17 protein-coding genes are annotated in these 16,265 nt (G+C 63.9%); 8 read left to right on the top strand and 9 right to left on the bottom strand.

Going from position 1 to position 16,265, the window contains the following annotated elements:
• The first annotated feature begins 10 nt into the window (after positions 1 to 10).
• From iolE to phnN, 6 genes are all read left to right on the top strand, one after another.
• Positions 11 to 925 carry a myo-inosose-2 dehydratase gene (gene iolE, locus RFN28_RS19035; RefSeq protein ID WP_320288864.1) on the top strand — a complete coding sequence of 305 codons (915 nt, stop codon included), beginning with the start codon at positions 11 to 13 and terminating at the stop codon, positions 923 to 925.
• Positions 926 to 989: 64 nt separating this feature from the next.
• Positions 990 to 1,202, top strand: coding sequence for a DUF3329 domain-containing protein (locus RFN28_RS19030; protein ID WP_320288863.1), 213 nt, complete (start codon positions 990 to 992; stop codon positions 1,200 to 1,202).
• A gap of 372 nt (positions 1,203 to 1,574) precedes the next feature.
• Positions 1,575 to 2,387 (top strand): 5-deoxy-glucuronate isomerase, encoded by an 813-nt coding sequence (gene iolB / locus RFN28_RS19025; RefSeq protein WP_320288862.1) that lies wholly within the window; start codon positions 1,575 to 1,577, stop codon positions 2,385 to 2,387.
• 148 nt (positions 2,388 to 2,535) lie between these two features.
• Positions 2,536 to 3,243: a DUF1045 domain-containing protein gene (locus tag RFN28_RS19020; RefSeq protein ID WP_320288861.1), complete on the top strand. Its 708-nt coding sequence runs from the start codon at positions 2,536 to 2,538 to the stop codon at positions 3,241 to 3,243.
• Positions 3,244 to 3,274: 31 nt separating this feature from the next.
• Entirely contained in the window at positions 3,275 to 4,414 is a 1,140-nt protein-coding gene (locus RFN28_RS19015; RefSeq protein WP_320288860.1) for an alpha-D-ribose 1-methylphosphonate 5-triphosphate diphosphatase, read from the top strand.
• A complete protein-coding gene (gene phnN, locus RFN28_RS19010; RefSeq protein WP_320288859.1) occupies positions 4,411 to 5,037 on the top strand; it encodes a phosphonate metabolism protein/1,5-bisphosphokinase (PRPP-forming) PhnN in 627 nt (208 codons plus the stop codon). Before RFN28_RS19015 ends, phnN begins: the two co-directional genes overlap by 4 nt.
• Positions 5,038 to 5,082: 45 nt before the next feature.
• Here the strand turns inward: phnN and RFN28_RS19005 are convergent, their stop codons facing one another.
• The 7 genes from RFN28_RS19005 to RFN28_RS18975 form a co-directional block, all read right to left on the bottom strand.
• The gene (locus RFN28_RS19005; protein ID WP_320288858.1) at positions 5,083 to 5,901 is read right to left on the bottom strand and encodes an ABC transporter ATP-binding protein; all 819 of its coding nucleotides are present in this window, start codon (positions 5,899 to 5,901) and stop codon (positions 5,083 to 5,085) included.
• Complete coding sequence (locus RFN28_RS19000) at positions 5,901 to 6,632, bottom strand: ABC transporter permease (protein WP_320288857.1); 732 nt, start codon at positions 6,630 to 6,632, stop codon at positions 5,901 to 5,903. The genes RFN28_RS19005 and RFN28_RS19000 overlap by 1 nt, the downstream gene beginning before the upstream one ends.
• 9 nt (positions 6,633 to 6,641) lie before the next feature.
• Positions 6,642 to 7,388 carry an ABC transporter permease gene (locus tag RFN28_RS18995; RefSeq protein WP_320288856.1) on the bottom strand — a complete coding sequence of 249 codons (747 nt, stop codon included), beginning with the start codon at positions 7,386 to 7,388 and terminating at the stop codon, positions 6,642 to 6,644.
• Between the two features lie 194 nt (positions 7,389 to 7,582).
• On the bottom strand, positions 7,583 to 8,425 hold the full coding sequence (locus tag RFN28_RS18990; RefSeq protein WP_320288855.1) for a transporter substrate-binding domain-containing protein: 843 nt from the start codon (positions 8,423 to 8,425) through the stop codon (positions 7,583 to 7,585).
• Positions 8,426 to 8,614: 189 nt separating this feature from the next.
• Positions 8,615 to 9,610 (bottom strand): ABC transporter permease, encoded by a 996-nt coding sequence (locus tag RFN28_RS18985; protein ID WP_320288854.1) that lies wholly within the window; start codon positions 9,608 to 9,610, stop codon positions 8,615 to 8,617.
• Complete coding sequence (locus tag RFN28_RS18980; RefSeq protein ID WP_320288944.1) at positions 9,607 to 11,178, bottom strand: sugar ABC transporter ATP-binding protein; 1,572 nt, start codon at positions 11,176 to 11,178, stop codon at positions 9,607 to 9,609. Before RFN28_RS18980 ends, RFN28_RS18985 begins: the two co-directional genes overlap by 4 nt.
• A 121-nt stretch (positions 11,179 to 11,299) precedes the next feature.
• The gene (locus tag RFN28_RS18975) at positions 11,300 to 12,262 is read right to left on the bottom strand and encodes a sugar-binding protein (protein ID WP_320288853.1); all 963 of its coding nucleotides are present in this window, start codon (positions 12,260 to 12,262) and stop codon (positions 11,300 to 11,302) included.
• 610 nt (positions 12,263 to 12,872) lie between these two features.
• On the opposite strand from RFN28_RS18975, the gene RFN28_RS18970 reads away from it, so the two are divergent.
• Entirely contained in the window at positions 12,873 to 13,988 is a 1,116-nt protein-coding gene (locus tag RFN28_RS18970; RefSeq protein ID WP_320288852.1) for a LacI family DNA-binding transcriptional regulator, read from the top strand.
• Positions 13,989 to 14,296: 308 nt separating this feature from the next.
• Positions 14,297 to 15,049 carry a class I SAM-dependent methyltransferase gene (locus tag RFN28_RS18965; RefSeq protein WP_320288851.1) on the top strand — a complete coding sequence of 251 codons (753 nt, stop codon included), beginning with the start codon at positions 14,297 to 14,299 and terminating at the stop codon, positions 15,047 to 15,049.
• A gap of 3 nt (positions 15,050 to 15,052) precedes the next feature.
• Here RFN28_RS18965 and RFN28_RS18960 read toward each other — a convergent pair whose 3' ends face one another.
• Together RFN28_RS18960 and RFN28_RS18955 are read right to left on the bottom strand one after the other, a co-directional pair.
• Positions 15,053 to 15,319, bottom strand: a complete 267-nt coding sequence (locus tag RFN28_RS18960) for a hypothetical protein (RefSeq protein ID WP_320288850.1) — start codon at positions 15,317 to 15,319, stop codon at positions 15,053 to 15,055.
• Positions 15,319 to 16,257: a sugar phosphate isomerase/epimerase family protein gene (locus tag RFN28_RS18955; protein ID WP_320288849.1), complete on the bottom strand. Its 939-nt coding sequence runs from the start codon at positions 16,255 to 16,257 to the stop codon at positions 15,319 to 15,321. The genes RFN28_RS18960 and RFN28_RS18955 overlap by 1 nt, the downstream gene beginning before the upstream one ends.
• Positions 16,258 to 16,265: the final 8 nt, after the last annotated feature.

Genomic DNA, 16,265 nt, shown 5'->3' with positions numbered 1-16,265 from the left:
GAGTGACGACTTGAAAGCCAAACTGGGAATGTCCCCCATCGCGTGGTGGAACGACGATCTCGTGGAATTGAGCGATGACGTGTCGCTGGAGGAATGCCTGCGCCAGTCGCGCTCGGCCGGCTTCACCGGCATGGAGATGGGCCGTCGCTTCCCGAACGACCCGAAGGTGATGCTGCCGATCCTGAAGGAGGCCGACGTGACGCTCTGCGGCGGCTGGTTTTCCGGCACGCTGGTCAACGAGGACTTGGGCAGGAACAAGGATCGCATCCAGCCGATGATCGACCTGTTCAAGGCGGTCAACGCGCCCTGCATCGTCTATGGCGAGGTCGGCCGCTCCATCCAGGGCGACCGCTCCAAGCCTCTGGCCACCAAGCCCAAGCTCACCGACGACGAGATGAAGGCTTATAGCCGCCGCGTCACCGAATTCGGCGAATGGTGCGCCGACCAGGGCATGCCGCTCTCCTATCATCATCACATGGCGGCTGTGGTCGAGACCGAGCCGGAGCTAGACGCCTTCATGCGCCATTCCGGCGAAGGCATTCCGCTGCTGCTCGATGCCGGCCATCTCGCCTTTGCCGGCGGCGATGTGCTGCGCGCCATCGACAACCATCACAAGCGCATCAACCACGTGCATGTGAAGGACGTGCGCATGGGCGTGATCGACGGGCTCGACCGCACGAAGCAGTCCTTCCTCGATGCCGTGGCGCTTGGCGCTTTCACCGTGCCGGGCGACGGCTCGCTCGATTTCGGCGCCATCGTCCAGCGCTTCGCCGATTACGGCTATGAAGGCTGGTTCGTTGTCGAGGCCGAGCAGGATCCGAAGAAGAACCCGCCGCTGAAGATGGCTCAGGTCGGCCACAAAGAGCTGATGCGGGTGATGACGGCCGCCGGCTATACGGTGGAGACGCAGGGCTTCCCGGCGTAAACGGTGGATTTGCCACGGCGCGCGGTCTATCTGACACGCTTTGGGCAAATCCGGGATTGGCGCGATGAAAGACTATGAGCACCCCTTCTTCCGGCCGCTGTGGCGACGCATCGCCGTCGTCGCCGTCTGCCTGATCTGGTCGGTGATCGAGTTCGCCACCGGCACGCCGTTCTGGGGCGTCATTGCGCTCGGCTTCGCCGGTTACGCGGTGTGGCAGTTCTTCTACCTGTACAAGCCGGTTGAGGAGGCCAAGCCTCCAGCCGAGCAGAAGGAATGACTGATCCATGGCTAAGTTTCTACGGGTTGGATACTGGGTGCGTGGCGGATCGCATACGTTGGTGACTAGCCGAAACGCCTCTCGCTTCGTCATCCTGGGGCGAAGCGATGCGGCGCAGACCCCGGGATCCATGCCGTGACTTCAAAACACCCGCTGCGGTGCAGAATTCGGCTCCGCTGCGCTCTTCGATTGAGGTTACGGCATGGATCCTAGGGTCTCCGCGACGGAGCTGCGCTCCTGCTTCGCCCTAGGATGACGAAGTTGAGAGGCTTCAGCCAATCTCCAAGGTTTCCGGACAGTCCATCAAACGGTGAAACCTTGGCTGCAAAGCAGACCTGAAAATCGAAGTGTCGGGTAATTAGGGAGACAATAATGTCGAAACTGCTCGTCAAGGCCGACAAGGGCCACGGCCACGTCGCTCACGTCACCCCGCAAAGCGCCGGCTGGACTTATGTCGGTTTCGATCTCCACCGCTTGCGGCCGGGCGAGACCGTTGCCGGCAAGACGGGCGAGCGCGAGGTCTGCCTGGTGTTCGTCACCGGCAAGGGCAAGGCCTCGGCAAGCGGCAACGATCTCGGCCTGCTCGGCGAGCGCATGTCGCCCTTCGAGGGCAAGCCCTGGTCGGTCTATGTGCCGCAAGGCTCCGACTGGTCGGTCACCGCCGACACCGAGCTGGAGCTTGCCGTCTGCTCGGCGCCGGGCCTTGGCGGCGGCCTGCCGGCGCGTGTGATTGCGCCGGACGATCTCGGCCAGGAGGTGCGCGGCAAGGGCACGAACACGCGCTACGTCACCAACATCCTGCCCGAGGGCAAGCCGGCGGATTCGCTGCTGGTGGTCGAGGTCATCACGCCCGGCGGCCACACCTCCAGCTATCCGCCGCACAAGCACGACCAGGACAACCTCCCCGCCGAATCCTATCTCGAGGAGACCTACTACCACCGCCTCAACCCGCCGCAGGGCTTCGCCTTCCAGCGCGTCTACACCGACGCTGACAGGAACGGCGTGCGCGACCTCGACGAGGCGATGGCGATCGAGGATGGCGATGTCGTCTTGGTGCCGAAGGGCTATCATCCCTGCGCGGCCTGCCACGGCTACGACCTCTACTATCTCAACGTCATGGCCGGCCCGAAGCGGACCTGGAAATTCCACAACGCCGCCGAGCATGAGTGGCTGATGAAGGCCTAAGGTTACTCACCGCGCTCAAGCTATTGGTCCAGCTGGGAAAAATCGTCGGCTAAGGACCGCGAGGGTCTATTTGCCTTCGAAAACCCACGAAAGCTTCGTCAATCCGTCATGGAAATCGCCTATGGCAGCGGGCTGACGAGGACTTTCCATGCGCTACGCCATCTATTTCACCCCACGGCAGGACGAGCCGCTGGCGCGCATCGCCGCCAATTGGCTGGGCCGCGACCCCTTCGGCGCGGCAACGCGACCGGTCGAGGCCGTCGGTGAGCTGTCGGCGGCGGAGGTTGCCTTCCACACTGCCTCGGCACGGCGCTACGGGTTCCACGCGACGCTGAAGGCGCCGTTCCGGCTGGCGCCGAACGAGACGGAAGCCTCGCTGCGCGCCGCGCTCGTCGATTTTGCCGAAGCCGCACCGCCGGTCGTCATCCCCCGCCTCGTCGTCGGCCAGATCGACGGTTTCTTCGCGCTGGTGCCGGAAGCCCCTTTCGCGCCGCTCAACAGTTTCGCCGACGAAGTCGTGCGCGCTTTCGACCGCTTCCGCGCGCCGCTGACCGAGGCAGAGATCGAGCGGCGCAGCCCAGACTCGCTGAAGCCGGATGAGTTCCGCAACCTCTGCCAGTGGGGCTATCCTTACGTTTTCGAGACCTTCCGCTTCCACATGACGTTGTCCGGGCGCGTCGGGCCACAGGAAAGCCCACGTCTTCGCGCAGCAATCGACAGCCTGTTCGCGGAGGTGCTGCAGCACCCGGTGCCGGTGGATGCGCTGACGCTGTTCGTCGAGACCGAACCGGGCGCCCCCTTCATGGTGCTTTCCCACCATGAACTCGGCCGCCGACCGGCCAGAAAGACCGCCTGATGCTATTGCCCGAGACCAAGGACCGCCTGAGATGACCGCCGAGACCGTTCTGAACAACGCCCGCATCGTCCTGCCCGATGAGATCGTCGAGGGCTCGCTGCTGCTGCGCGATGGCCTGATCGCTGCGATCGAGCCGGGTGCCGTCCGCACCGGCGAGGACATGGGCGGCGACTACATCATCCCGGGCCTCGTCGAGCTGCATACCGACCATCTCGAAGGCCATTACGCGCCGCGCCCGAAGGTGCGCTGGAACCCGATCGCTGCTGTGCTTGCCCATGATGCCCAGGTGGCGACCGCCGGCATCACCACCGTGCTCGATGCCTTGCGCGTCGGCATGGACGAGGATGCCGATTTGAAGTCCGACGACGTGCGCAAGCTCGCCGACGCGATCGAAGACAGCGTGCGCCAGGATCGGCTGCGGGCCGACCATTTCATCCACCTGCGCTGCGAGGTCTCGGCGCCGGACTGTCTCGAGGCCTTCGCCAATTTCGAAACCGACGACCGGGTGAAGCTCGCCTCGCTGATGGACCATGCGCCGGGCCAGCGCCAGTTCGTCAACCTCGAGACCTATGCCTATTACTACCAGCGCAAGCTGAAGCTGACCGACCGCGACTTCCAGAAGTTCTGCGAGAAGCGGATGGCCGAATCGGCCATGAATTCCGGCCCGAACCGCGTCTTCATCTCCGCCGCCTGCCGCGAACGCGGCATCGTGCTCGCCAGCCATGACGACGCCACCGCCGGCCATGTCGACGAGGCGGTGGAGCAGGGCGTGCGTGTCGCCGAATTCCCCACCACCGAGGAGGCGGCAAGGGCCTCGAAGGCGGCAGGCCTCGGCGTGCTGATGGGCGCGCCCAACGTCATGCGCGGCTCCTCGCATTCGGGCAATGTGTCGGCGCGCGCGCTTGCCGGCGACGGCCTGCTCGATATCCTGTCTTCCGACTACATCCCCTTCAGCCTGATCCAGTCGGCCTTCTTCCTCGGCGATGTCGTCGAGAGCATCTCGCTGCCGCAGGCGGTCGCCATGGTGTCGAAGAACCCGGCCGACGCGGTCGGCCTTTCCGATCGCGGCGTTATCGAGCCCGGCCGCCGCGCCGATCTCGTGCGCGTGCGCGTCGACAAGCATGTGCCGGTCGTTCGCACCGTCTGGCGCGAAGGACGCCGGGTCGCATGATGGTTTCGGCTTTGATCGAACGCGAGCTCACCGAAACGCTTCCCATCCGCAACGGCGTCTTCGTCGCGGTCGTCGGGCCGAGCGGCGCCGGCAAGGACACGCTGATCGGTTATGCCAAGGCGCGCTTCGCCGACGAAACGCGGCTGGAATTCGTGCGCCGCGTCATCACCCGGCCGAGCGATTCGGCGAGCGAGGACCACGACACGCTGGCCGATGCCGCTTTTGCCGAGGCGGAAGCAGACGGCGCCTTCGCCATCTGCTGGGACGCGCATGGCCTGCGCTACGGACTGCCGGCCGATGTCGACTGGGCGGTCGCCAATGGCCATGTGGCCGTGGCGAATGTCTCCCGCGCGGTCATCCCTGCGCTGCGTGAGCGCTATGCCAATCTGGCGGTGGTTGAGATCACCGCCGCGCCGGAAATCCTCGCCAACCGACTTGCGGCGCGCGGCCGCGAATCGCGCGGCGAGGTGCTGGCCCGCCTGGCGCGCAGCACGAGCGTTACGCTTTCCGGTCCGGACGTTACCTCGATCGATAACAGCGGCGCGAAAGAGATCGCCGGCGAGCGCTTCGCCGAGGTGCTGCGCAAGGCGATGGCGTTCTCGGACCTGTCCAGCATGATCTGATTTGCTGGGCGCCGGTCCTGCAAAACGCCGCCGCCAGCGCCGCGGTCATTTGTTGAAATTCGCGATAAACTGCTTGAACTGCTGGGTGGGGGGACGGGCGAACATCTCTTTTGGCTCACCCAGCGAATCCACCTCGCCCTTGTGCAGGAACATCACCTGGCTCGATACGTCGCGGGCGAAACCCATTTCATGCGTCACCACCAGCATGGTGCGGCCTTCCTCCGCGAGCGAGCGCATGACGCGCAGCACCTCGCCGACCAGTTCCGGATCAAGCGCGGATGTAGGCTCGTCGAACAGCATCACCTTGGGATTCATCGCCAGCGCGCGCGCTATGGCGGCGCGCTGTTGCTGGCCGCCCGACATGTGAGGCGGGTAATAGTTGCGCCGCTCCCAAATGCCCACGCGCTTCAGCAATGCTTCAGCCTGCTCGAGGCATTCCGCCCGCGGCCGCTTGAGCACATGCGTCGGCGCGGCGACAAGATTTTCAAGCACCGTCATGTGGGACCAGAGATTGAAGCTCTGGAAAACCATGGCGAGATTGGCACGCATCCGCTCGACCTGGCGCATGTCAGCCGGCATTTGCCGGCCATCCCGGCCTTGCTTCATCCGGATCAACTCGCCATCCACCCGCACCTCGCCGGAATCCGGGATTTCCAGCAAGTTGATGCAGCGCAGGAAGGTGCTTTTGCCGGAACCCGAGGAGCCGAGTATCGAAATGACATCGCCCTTGTGGGCTTCAAGCGAAATGCCCTTGAGCACTTCATGGTCGCCGAAGCACTTGCGCATGTCTTTGACGCTGATGGCCGCCTTGTCGTCGTCGGGCGACGATGCTGCTTTCGAGGCGGCGGAAAGATTTGCCGGCATCACAACACCTCCGGGACGGGTTTGATCTGCTGGGATTGTTCGGGCGGGGGACGCAGATGCGGCGAGAGCAGGTATTCGACAAAAGCAAACAACCGGGCGATCGAAAGGTTGAGAAGCAGATAGATCACGCCGGCGCAGGTCAGCACCTCGATCGGGCGGAAAGTGTCGTGCTGGATCTTCTGCGCAGTTCCCATCATCTCCATGATTGTGACCATAGAGGCGAGCGCCGTTGCCTTTGTCATGAGAATGATCTCGGTTGAGTAGGCCGGCAGGGCCAGCCGCAGGGCGATCGGCAGCGTGACAAGGCGGAATCGTGTAAACATTGGCATGCCAAAGGCCTTGGCGGCCTCGATCTGGCCGACAGGCACTGCCCGCAGCGCTCCCCGGAAAATCTCGCTGGAATAGGCTGCTGTGTTCAGCGCCATTGCGAGGATCGTGCAATACATGGGATCCCGCAGGATCGGCCACAGGATCGGGCTGTGGCGAACGAAATCGAACTGCGAAAGCCCGAAATAGATCAGGTAAAGCTGCACCAGCAGCGGTGACCCGCGAAAAACAAAGACGTAGGCTCGGGCAAAAAGCTCACCCAATCTGTAGCCCGACGCTCGCATCCAGGTCAGGCCGGAGGCGAGAACTAGACCAATTGCGACACCAAAGAACCAGATCTCAAGCGTGAGCGGCAGAGCTTTCAGCACGCTCCAGATGGTTGACAGGTAGAAGTTAGGATCCACCGCAACCCCTCATTTCGGCCGCACAAAACTGCGTGAGGTGTAACGCTCGGCCTTGTCGAAGATCGGCGTCGAAACTGACGTCATGACGAGGTAAAGGATGCCTGCAAGGGTGTAGAAAAGCAGGGAGTGGTGGGTTGAGCGCGCCGCCTTGTTGGCCGACAGCATGAGTTCAGCCACGCCGGTAACCGAAATAAGCGCAGAATCCTTGATGGTCAGCTGCCACACATTGCCCAGCCCCGGCACAGCCAGGCGCAAGACCTGAGGCATTATCACGAGACGAAAACGCGTTAGGGCCGACATGCCATAGGCCCGTGCCGCTTCCAGCTCGCCGCGATGGATTGCCAGAAACGACCCGCGAAAGACTTCCGCCTGATAGGCGCCGGAAATGATGCCAACCGCGAGAACGCCGCCCAGAAAGCTCGGCATGTTCAATATGTCGGTAGGGCCTATCGACCCGGTGGACCTCGCCACGCCCGTCAAGACCTGCGTGCCGCCATAGTAGAAAAGATAGATGATCAGCAGTTCCGGTTCGCCGCGAAACACGGTGGTGTAGCTTTCGCCGAGGAATCTCAGCCCGCCGCGTTGTGAAAGCTTGGCTGCCGCCACGAGCGATCCGAGCGTCGCGCCGATCAGCATCGAGACCACGGTGACCGCCAGGGTCCAAGCAATGCCCCAGAGAAGCTGAACGCCCCAACCCGCAGCCAACAGCTCGTAGGCCGTTGACAGCTGATCGAGCAGATTGTTGAGAAATTCCACGTACGCCTCCTCCGGGCGCCGAGACACGTCGACTGGCTGCTCACCTCAAAGCGCGTCGCGTCGAAACGGATTCAGGCGACGTGCTTTAAGTCCTTGTTTTGATGCATGTCGTTCGCCCAAAATCGCTGCTCGCTTTTTGAGAGACATGCACTAAATGCAAAACGGGAGCAGCCGAGGCTGCTCCCGTGACGACATCACTGGGTGATGTCGATCTTAAACCACTGCATGCTGTATTTCTTGACGGAGCCGTCGTCGAGAGCGGCCTTGAGGGCCTTGTTGTACATGTCCTGCAGGTCTTTATCGGTTTTGCGGAAAGCGGCGCCAATGCCCGGCCCCAGGATCGGGCCTCCCTTGAACTGCGGCCCGACAAATGCCAGGTCCTTGGCATCGGGCTTGGCCAGCGTGCCGAGGAAGTAGGTGGTGTCGGCGAAGGCCACGTCGATGCGGCCCGCCATCAGGTCAAGATCGTGCTCGTCGGTGGTCTTGTATTCGTGGACGTTGGCGACATCCTTCAGATACTTGTCGGCAAACGTGGCTTCCGTGGTCGAAACCTGCAGGCCGACATTCTTGCCCGCAAGTTCCTTGCGCAGCGTGTCGAGCGCGGCCTTGGACTCGGCGTCGTCCTTGGAAAGATCGATCATCTTGCCGCTGTTCGACAACTGCGCCAGCGGGCCATTCTTGTCGGCAAGGAAAGCCACAGGCGAAGAGGCATAGGGGATCGAGAAGTCGATCGTCTTCATGCGCTCCTCGGTGATCGACATTCCATCCATCACAATGTCGAACTTGCCCGCCGTGAGGCCAGGAATAACGCCGTCCCAATCCTGCGCCACGATAGTGCATTCTATCTTCATGCGAGCGCAGACGTCGTTGAGTATGTCCACCTCGAATCCGACGATCTTGCCGCTGGCGTCGGTTTGGTTCCACGGGGCGTAAGAGCCCTCCATTGCGACTGTAACGGACTTCCAGTCCTTGGCGACCGCGGGGGTCGAACAGATCAGTGCAAGCGCAGCAAGTGCAGTCCAACGCGATGATGCCACGGTACCTTCTCCCATTTTTTTGTTCTTTGGATGCATGCGATGCCGAATTGCTTAGCCCAGCCCCAATTTCCGGACAAGTGCTGTTTTCGGTTCCGCGTGCTTCGACGCAATCCACCGCAAAAGCCGGATTGTCCGCTGCTTCTACGGGGAATCGTGCGAACCCGAGGGGGTCCGATCCAGGGAGCGACGCTACTCCGCCGGAGCGCCGGCGACGTTCCTGCGCGTCGCTTCCAGCATCCGGCGCCGGGCGCGGAACACGCCCCATTGCTGGTCGACCAGCACACCGATCAGGATGACGCCGCCCATCACCGCGAAGTTGAGCGAGGAGGGGATGCCGAGCAGGTTGACCAGGTTCTGCAGTTCCTGCAGCAGAACCGTGCCAAGGATGACGCCGATCAGCGAGCCTTCGCCGCCGCGCAGCGAGAAGCCGCCAAGCACGGCCGCGGCGATGGCATAAAGCTCGTAGAACTGGCCGTGACTCGCCGGCGAGATCGAGCGCGTGTACATGGCGAAATAGATCGCCGACAGCGCAGTCAGCACGCCGCAGATGACGTAAGCCGCAATCACAACGCGCCCGGTGCGGATGCCCGAATATTTCGCCGCTTCCTCGTTCTTGCCGATGGCGTAGAGATAGCGCCCGAACACCGAGCGGTGCAGAACCACCCACATGACGATGGCGATGGCGATCAGCGCGATGAAGCTGTTCGGCACGCCCCCCGACCGGCCGGCGGTCAGGAACTCTAGATCCGGGAAATTCTGGCCGAAGGCGAAGCCGGCGGTGCCGTCGGCGGTGTAGAAGCGGGCGACGCCGCGATAGATCAAGAGGCCGCAGAGCGTCACCACGAAGGGCTGCATCTTGAGCCGCGTGATCAGCCAGCCGTGTACGAAGCCGATGACGGCGCCGAGCGCGATGATCAGCACGAAGGCCAGCGGCCAGTCCATCTCGCGCACGGCGATGAAGTCGATGAACAGCGTGCCGAGGAGCGCCACCAGCGAGCCGACCGAGAGTTCGATGCCGCCGGTGATGATGACGAAGGCCTGGCCGATGGAAAGGATGCCGAACAGGCCGATCAGGTTGGAGGTGTTGGCGAGGTTGATCGGCAGCAGGAAACGCGGATTGATGATGGCGACGACCGCGCCGACCACCAGGATCAGGACCAGCAGGCCGAGGTCTTTCTTGCTCATTGCGCTCCTCCCGCAGCATGCGCCAGCCTTGGCTTCTTGCCCACCGCCAGCAAAAGCACGTTTTCCTGGCTGAAATCGTCCCGGTCGAGAATGCCGGAGATCTGCCCCTCATGCATGACCGCGATGCGGTCCGAGACGCCGATCACCTCTTCCATGTCGCTGGAGATCATCAGCACCGCGACACCGGCATCGGCCAGCGCCCGCATCAGCCCGTAGATCTCCGCCTTGGCGCCGATGTCGATGCCGCGCGTCGGTTCGTCGAGGATCATCACCTTGGGGTTCATCGCCAGCCATTTGGCCAAAACCACTTTCTGCTGGTTGCCGCCGGACAGCGTGCCGGTGCGGGTCAGGACCGACGGCGCCTTGATGCCGAGATCCTTCTTCTGCTTCTCGGCGGTGGCGATCTCGGCGCCGGTCGAGACCAGCAAGCGTCTGGCATGCGCCGGCAGATTGGGTAGCGAAATATTCTGCGCTATCGAGAGGTCGAGCAGAATGCCGGTGAGCTTGCGGTCCTCCGGCACGAGGAAGATGCCGTTCGCCACCGCATCGGCGGCCGATCCGACATCGAGCGCTTTGCCGTCCAGCGCGACGCTGCCGCCGAGCCGCTCGTCGATGCCGAACAGAACGCGCGCGAGCTCGGTGCGGCCGGAGCCGACCAGCCCGGCGAGACCGAGGATTTCGCCGCGCCTGATTTCGAGATCGACCGGGTGATCCGGATAGGCCGTGGTGCGCACCGCACTGGCGGAGAGCGCGACGCCGCCGGGCGCGCGCCCCGCTTCCGCGGCCTTCTCGCGCTCCTTCAGCATGCGCCCGATCATCAGCTTGACCATCTGGTCGTGATTGATCTCGCTCTTGGGCAGCGTGCCTGCGAGCATGCCGTCGCGCAGCACCACGACGCGGTCGGCGACGCGCTCCACCTCGTGCAGGCGGTGCGAGATGAAGATGACGCTGATGTCTTCCGCCCTCAGCCCCTTGATCACGTCGAGCAGCTTCTCGGTCTCGGCGATCGGCAGGCTGGAGGTCGGCTCGTCGAGGATCACCAGCCGCGCCTTGATCGACAGCGCCTTGGCGATCTCGACCATCTGCTGCTGCGCCAGCGACAGCGAAGCGACCGGCGTGTCGGCCGAGAAATTGGCGCCGACGCGTTTCAAGAGCGGCGCCACCATCTCGCGCAGGCTGGCGCGGTCGACCAGCCTCAGCGGCCCGGCCTTCAGCGGCTCGCGGCCGAAGAAGATGTTGGCGGCGACGTCGAGATTTTCGAACAGATTGAGTTCCTGGTGCACGAAGGCGATGCCGGAGCCGATGCTGGCTTCCACGGTCAGCCCGTCATGCGCGACGCCGTCGACGGTGACGCTGCCGCTGTCCGGCCGCGTCACGCCGCCGAGGATCTTCATCAGCGTCGATTTACCGGCGCCGTTCTCGCCGACGAGGCCGATCACCTCGCCCGGCCTGACCTCCATGGAGAACCCGTCCAGCGCCACGACGCCGGGATAGGTTTTGCGCACGGCCTCGAGGCTCAGGAACGGAGCGGTCGTCGATTGAGCGAAGGATGTGTCGGAATAATTCATCACGCCACAATTCATGGCACCTGGCAGCAGCCGGTGGGCAACAGACTGACGGGCCTAGGCAGGCCCGTCAATACGGACGCCGGCTCGAGGCGATCCTCGAGCCGGCGCGACTGTTTTGGACTTATTTGCCCGCCATCGCCTTCAGGTTGGCGGCATAGGCGTCGACATCGTCCTTGCCGATGATCTTGGTCGGCACGATGATCAGGCCGTTCTGCGGGATGCCCGACTTGTCGCCCTTGAGGTAGGACGCCATCAGCTTCATGCCCTGATAGGCCCATTCGAAGGGCTGCTGCACCACGGTCGCGGCGACGGTGCCTTCCTTGACGCCGCCCAGCGTGATCGGATCGTCGTCGAAGCCGACGACGGTGATCTGGCCGAGCTTGCCGGCATCGCGCAGCGCTTCATAGATGCGCGGCGTGTTGTAGGAGTAGAAGCCGACCATGCAGGTGATGTCGGGGCTGGCGACCAGCGCGTCCTCGACGTTCTTCTTGGCGCGCGCCTGGTCGATGTCGTCGCCGCGCACGTCGACCAGCTCGATCTTGCTGCCGGCGAGCCCGTCCTTCATGCCCTGGATGCGCTCCTTGGCGTTGTCGGCGCCGAGCAGGCCGACGAAGCCCAAGCACTTGCCGCCATCTGGCATCGCCTTCTTGGCGATCTCGGCCGCCTGCTTGCCGGCGTCGACGTTGGACGAACCGATATAGGCGACGCGCTTGGTCTGCGGAGCGTCGCTGTCGGTGGTGAACAGCGCCGTCTCGGACGCGATCTTGTTCAGCCCGTCGGTCGAGGTCTTGGGATCGACGGCGGAGACCATGATGCCTTTCACGCCGGCCGTCACCAGATCGTCCATCAGACGCTGCTGGATGGCTACCGACGACTGTTCCGGATATTTGAGCTCGAGATTGTAGTCGGGCAGTTCGCCCTGCGCCTTCTTCACGCCGGCTTCCGCCGCCTTCCAGAAGTCTGACGCGCCGTTGACGACGAAGGCCAGCGTCGGCTTGTCGTCGGCGCGCACGGTCGCGCTCGCCGACAGGCCAAGAGCCAAGGCCGCCGCGGCGACGGATGCATTACGGATCATCGATTTCATGGTTCGTCCTCCCTTTTGAAACTCATCGCTGATGTCTCGGCTGCGGCCTGGACGCCCTCCTCCTCACGGGGCCTGCCCAAGGTCTGCCAACTTAAGACGGCGCCACTCCCAGCCGCGACCAAGACACTAGACACTGATTTGGCGTTCGTAAATAGTCCGATTTGTCTGACATTTTCGTGAGAGCGAAGCGGCCCTCTTCCGGTGGATTGCCGGCTAGCCGAAACGCGCTCTTCCCACTTGCCGCCACCGGCCGGAGATCCCCGCCCCGTCGCGACAAGTTGACAGTAGAACGCTTACAACTATTAGTAAAGAGTATTAGTTATGAACGCAAACATGCGCACCCACGGCTGGGAGGATCTTGCCGGGCGCGCTCGGGCAAAGAGGGGAAATGGCGGCGGCAGGCTCCGCTGCCAACACAAGAAATTCCGGGAGTTCGCCGGGTTTTCCGCTGACCAATAGCTGTTTTTCGTTGACAGACGGAGCGGCTAGCGAGGAAGATGCCTGGCGTGGTAATAGTTATAAATCTGGTGCGCTCGCGATAGATGTGTGCCGACCTCAATCATCTTGCCATCGCCGTCGGCCCTTAAGAGCCCGGGATTTGGAAACGACCATGAGCGAACCGACGGAACTGCGCGATCCTCCGGAAACGTCCAGGCGGCGCAAGCCGGCCGCCAAGCCCAAGGGCCGCGTCACCATGACCGACATCGCGCGGGCGGCCGGCTGCTCGCAGGCGACGGTCTCCTTCGTGCTGAACAATTCGCCGGGCATCCGGCTGTCGCAGCAGACGCGCGAGCGTGTGATCGAGGCAGCCAGAGCGCTCGGCTACTCGCCGCCGGTCTTTTCGGCGCTCCGTGCGCCGGTGACGCCGTTCGACGGCCTGGATGGCGTCATCGGCTTTGCCGTCGACCAGCTCGCCACCAGCCCCGAGGCGGTGGTGGCCATCGAGGGCGCGCGCCAGGCATCGTGGAATGCCGGCAACGTGCTCCTGGTGGCGCAGACCATGGGCGACGCGGTGATGGAGCCGCGCGCTATTTCAGCGCTGACCCGACGCGGCATCTCGGCGCTGATCTACATGACCATCTTCACCCGCGAGATCACGGCGCCCGATTTCCTCTACAGCCTCGACATCCCGGTCATCCTGCTCAACTGCTACACCGCCGACTATGCTTTTCCCGCAGTGGTGCCTTCCGAGATCGCCGGCGGCCAGAGCTCCACCCGGCACCTGATCGGCCACGGCCACCGCCGCATCGCCACAATCACCGGCGAGCCCTGGATGCAGGCGGCGCAGGATCGGCTGAAAGGCTATCGCCGCGCTTTGGCCACCGCCGACATCCCGTTCGACCCGGAACTGGTGGTCGAGGGCGACTGGTCGGCCAGTGCCGGCTATGCCGCGACGGTCAAGCTGCTTGCGCTGAAAGACCGACCGACCGCGATCTTCTGCCAGAACGACCGCACGGCGATCGGCTGCTACGAGGCGCTGAAGGAGGCCGGCCTGCATATCCCGCAGGACATTTCCGTGGTCGGCTATGACGACGAGGAGATCGCCCGCCACCTCTTCCCGCCGCTGACCACATCGATCCTGCCGCATCTGGCGATGGGCCAATGGGCGATCGAGCAGCTGGAGACGCCGCCGGCGCCCGGCCACGGCCGCTACCCCATCACCAAGCTGGAATGCCCGCTGGTGGAAAGGGAGAGCGTGGCGAGCGTGCCCGCACAATTCCGATGACCAGGTTCCGACACAGGCCTATGCTGGCACGGCTTCTATTCCTTTCTCGCCAGCGGAAACACGCTGATGTGGCCGAACCGCCGTCTTTGCGATGGGATATTCGATACGCTCTCGGCGCCGTCGCCGCGTTGACATTCGTTCGTAGGAACTCACCACAAGTTGGTGCGTCCGCGACAGCGAGAGCGTGGCGACCGTGAAGTGGCCACATATGCGTCGGTGCGCGCCGCGCTATCTTTGCCTGACAACGATCGCACTGCCTTGGCAGCGATGCCGTCGCGGTTCATGCCGCGTCCGGCTATGAGCAGCTCATGGGCCGCTGGAGCCGCAGGCTCGCGCCGCTGTTCATCGATTTCGCGGGCCTGGCCGGCGGCGAGAAGATACTCGACGTCGGCTGCGGCACCGGCAGCCTGACCTTCGAGCTGGCGAAATCCGCCGGTCTCGCCGAAATCCATGCCATCGACTTCTCGCCGGTCTTCGTCGCGGCGGCCAAGGAGAGGAATACCGATCCGCGCGTCACCATCAGCCAAGCGGACGCCACCGCCCTGCCCTTCGCCGACAATGTATTCGACCGTGCCCTTGCCCTGCTCGTGCTGCACTTCGTGCCGGAGGCCGGCAAGGCGGTATTCGAGATGCGCCGCGTGGTGCGGCCGGGCGGCGTGGTCGCGGCCGTGGTGTGGGACCATCTCGGCGGCATGCCGGGCATGCGCATGATGATCGACACCGTGGCGGCGCTCAGCGAAGGCGGCCGCCAGCTGCGCAATCGCTACTACTTCCAGCCGATGATGCAGCCCGGCGAGATGAAGCGCACCTTTGTCGAACAGGGGCTCACGGATGTCACGGAAACCGAGCTGATGATCCCGATGGACTATCAGAATTTCGACGACTACTGGGCGCCGATCGGCGCCGGCGAAGGTCCGCTCGGCAAATATATGACCACGCTCGACGAGGCGGGGCGGACGCGCGCCGAAGCCGCCGTGCGCGATGCCTATGAGGCCGGCCGCTCTGACGGCCCGCGATCGTTCGCCAACGTAGCCTGGGCCTGCCGCGGGATTGTGCCCTGACCTTCACCGCGATCCGAGCTGCGCGCGCACCGCGTCGCGGAAACTGCGGAAGCTGGGGAACCCGAGAAGCGCAAGCAGCCTGATCAGCGTGGTGGTGGGAAGGCCGGTAGCCTCGGCCAAGCCGGCCGCCGTCATGAAGGCGGCGTCGGCCCATCGGCTGCGCAGGAAATTGCCGAGCGCCGGATGCTTGGCGACCAGCTTCGGTTCGCACCCCAGCGCTGCGACCAGGCCGGGCGGCGGTGCCGGCCTTCCGGGTCGATCCGCCCGCATCAAGCCAGATTGATGGCGACGTTGCGCAGCAACGCCACGGATTTGCGCATGCCTTCCATCGGCGACAGCATCATATCCTCGTGCTCGATGGAGAGCACGTCGTCGTAGCCGACCTGCTTCAGCGCGACGCAGAACTGCCGCCACCAGGTCTCACCATGACCGTAGCCCAGCGTGATGTAGTTCCAGGCCCGATCGGCATAGTGGTTTGGCGGACGCGCATCGAGCACGCCGTCGATGGCCGCCGGTATCGGTTCGATGCGCGTATCTTTGGCGTGCACGTAGTAAATTGCCGAGCCGAGCTTGCGCACGGCGGCAACAGGGTCGGCGCCCATCCAGAGCGGGTGGCTCGGATCATAGTTCGCGCCGACCGTCTCGCCGACGGCGTCGCGAAGCCGCAGCAGTGTCTGGACATTGTACACCGCCTGATGGCCGTGCAGTTCCAGGCACAATTTGCCTATGCCGAGATTGTTCGCGAACTCAACGAGACCGCGCCAGTAGGGAATGATGCAATCGTCCCACTGGTAGCGCAGGATGTCGGCGCATTCGGGCGGCCAGTCGGTGACGATCCAGTTTGGATTGGCATCGCCCGGGCCGCCGGGCAATCCGGACATCATCACCACGCGATCGATGCCCATCAGGCTCGCCAGCCGGATCGTGTCCTCGGTCACCTGACGGTGCTTCTCGCCCTGCGGTCCGGGATGCAGAGGGTTGCCCGAGCAGTTGAGCGCCGCGATCGTCAAACCGTGGTCGCGGACCTTGGCGGCGAATTCGGCGCGGGTCGCCGCACTGTCCAGCATCGCCTGCAGATCGATGTGCGGCGCGGACGACCAGTTGCCGCAGGCGAACTCCAGCGTCTCCAGCCCGAGTTCAGCCGAGGCGCGCAGCATCTCGTCGAAGGAAAGGTTGCCCAGGCTGTCGGTGATCATGCCAATCTTCATGTCGGGGC

The organism is Mesorhizobium album, assembly GCF_033977205.1.
Classification (GTDB): domain Bacteria; phylum Pseudomonadota; class Alphaproteobacteria; order Rhizobiales; family Rhizobiaceae; genus Mesorhizobium; species Mesorhizobium album.
This window is presented reverse-complemented; position numbering and strand designations above follow the sequence as displayed.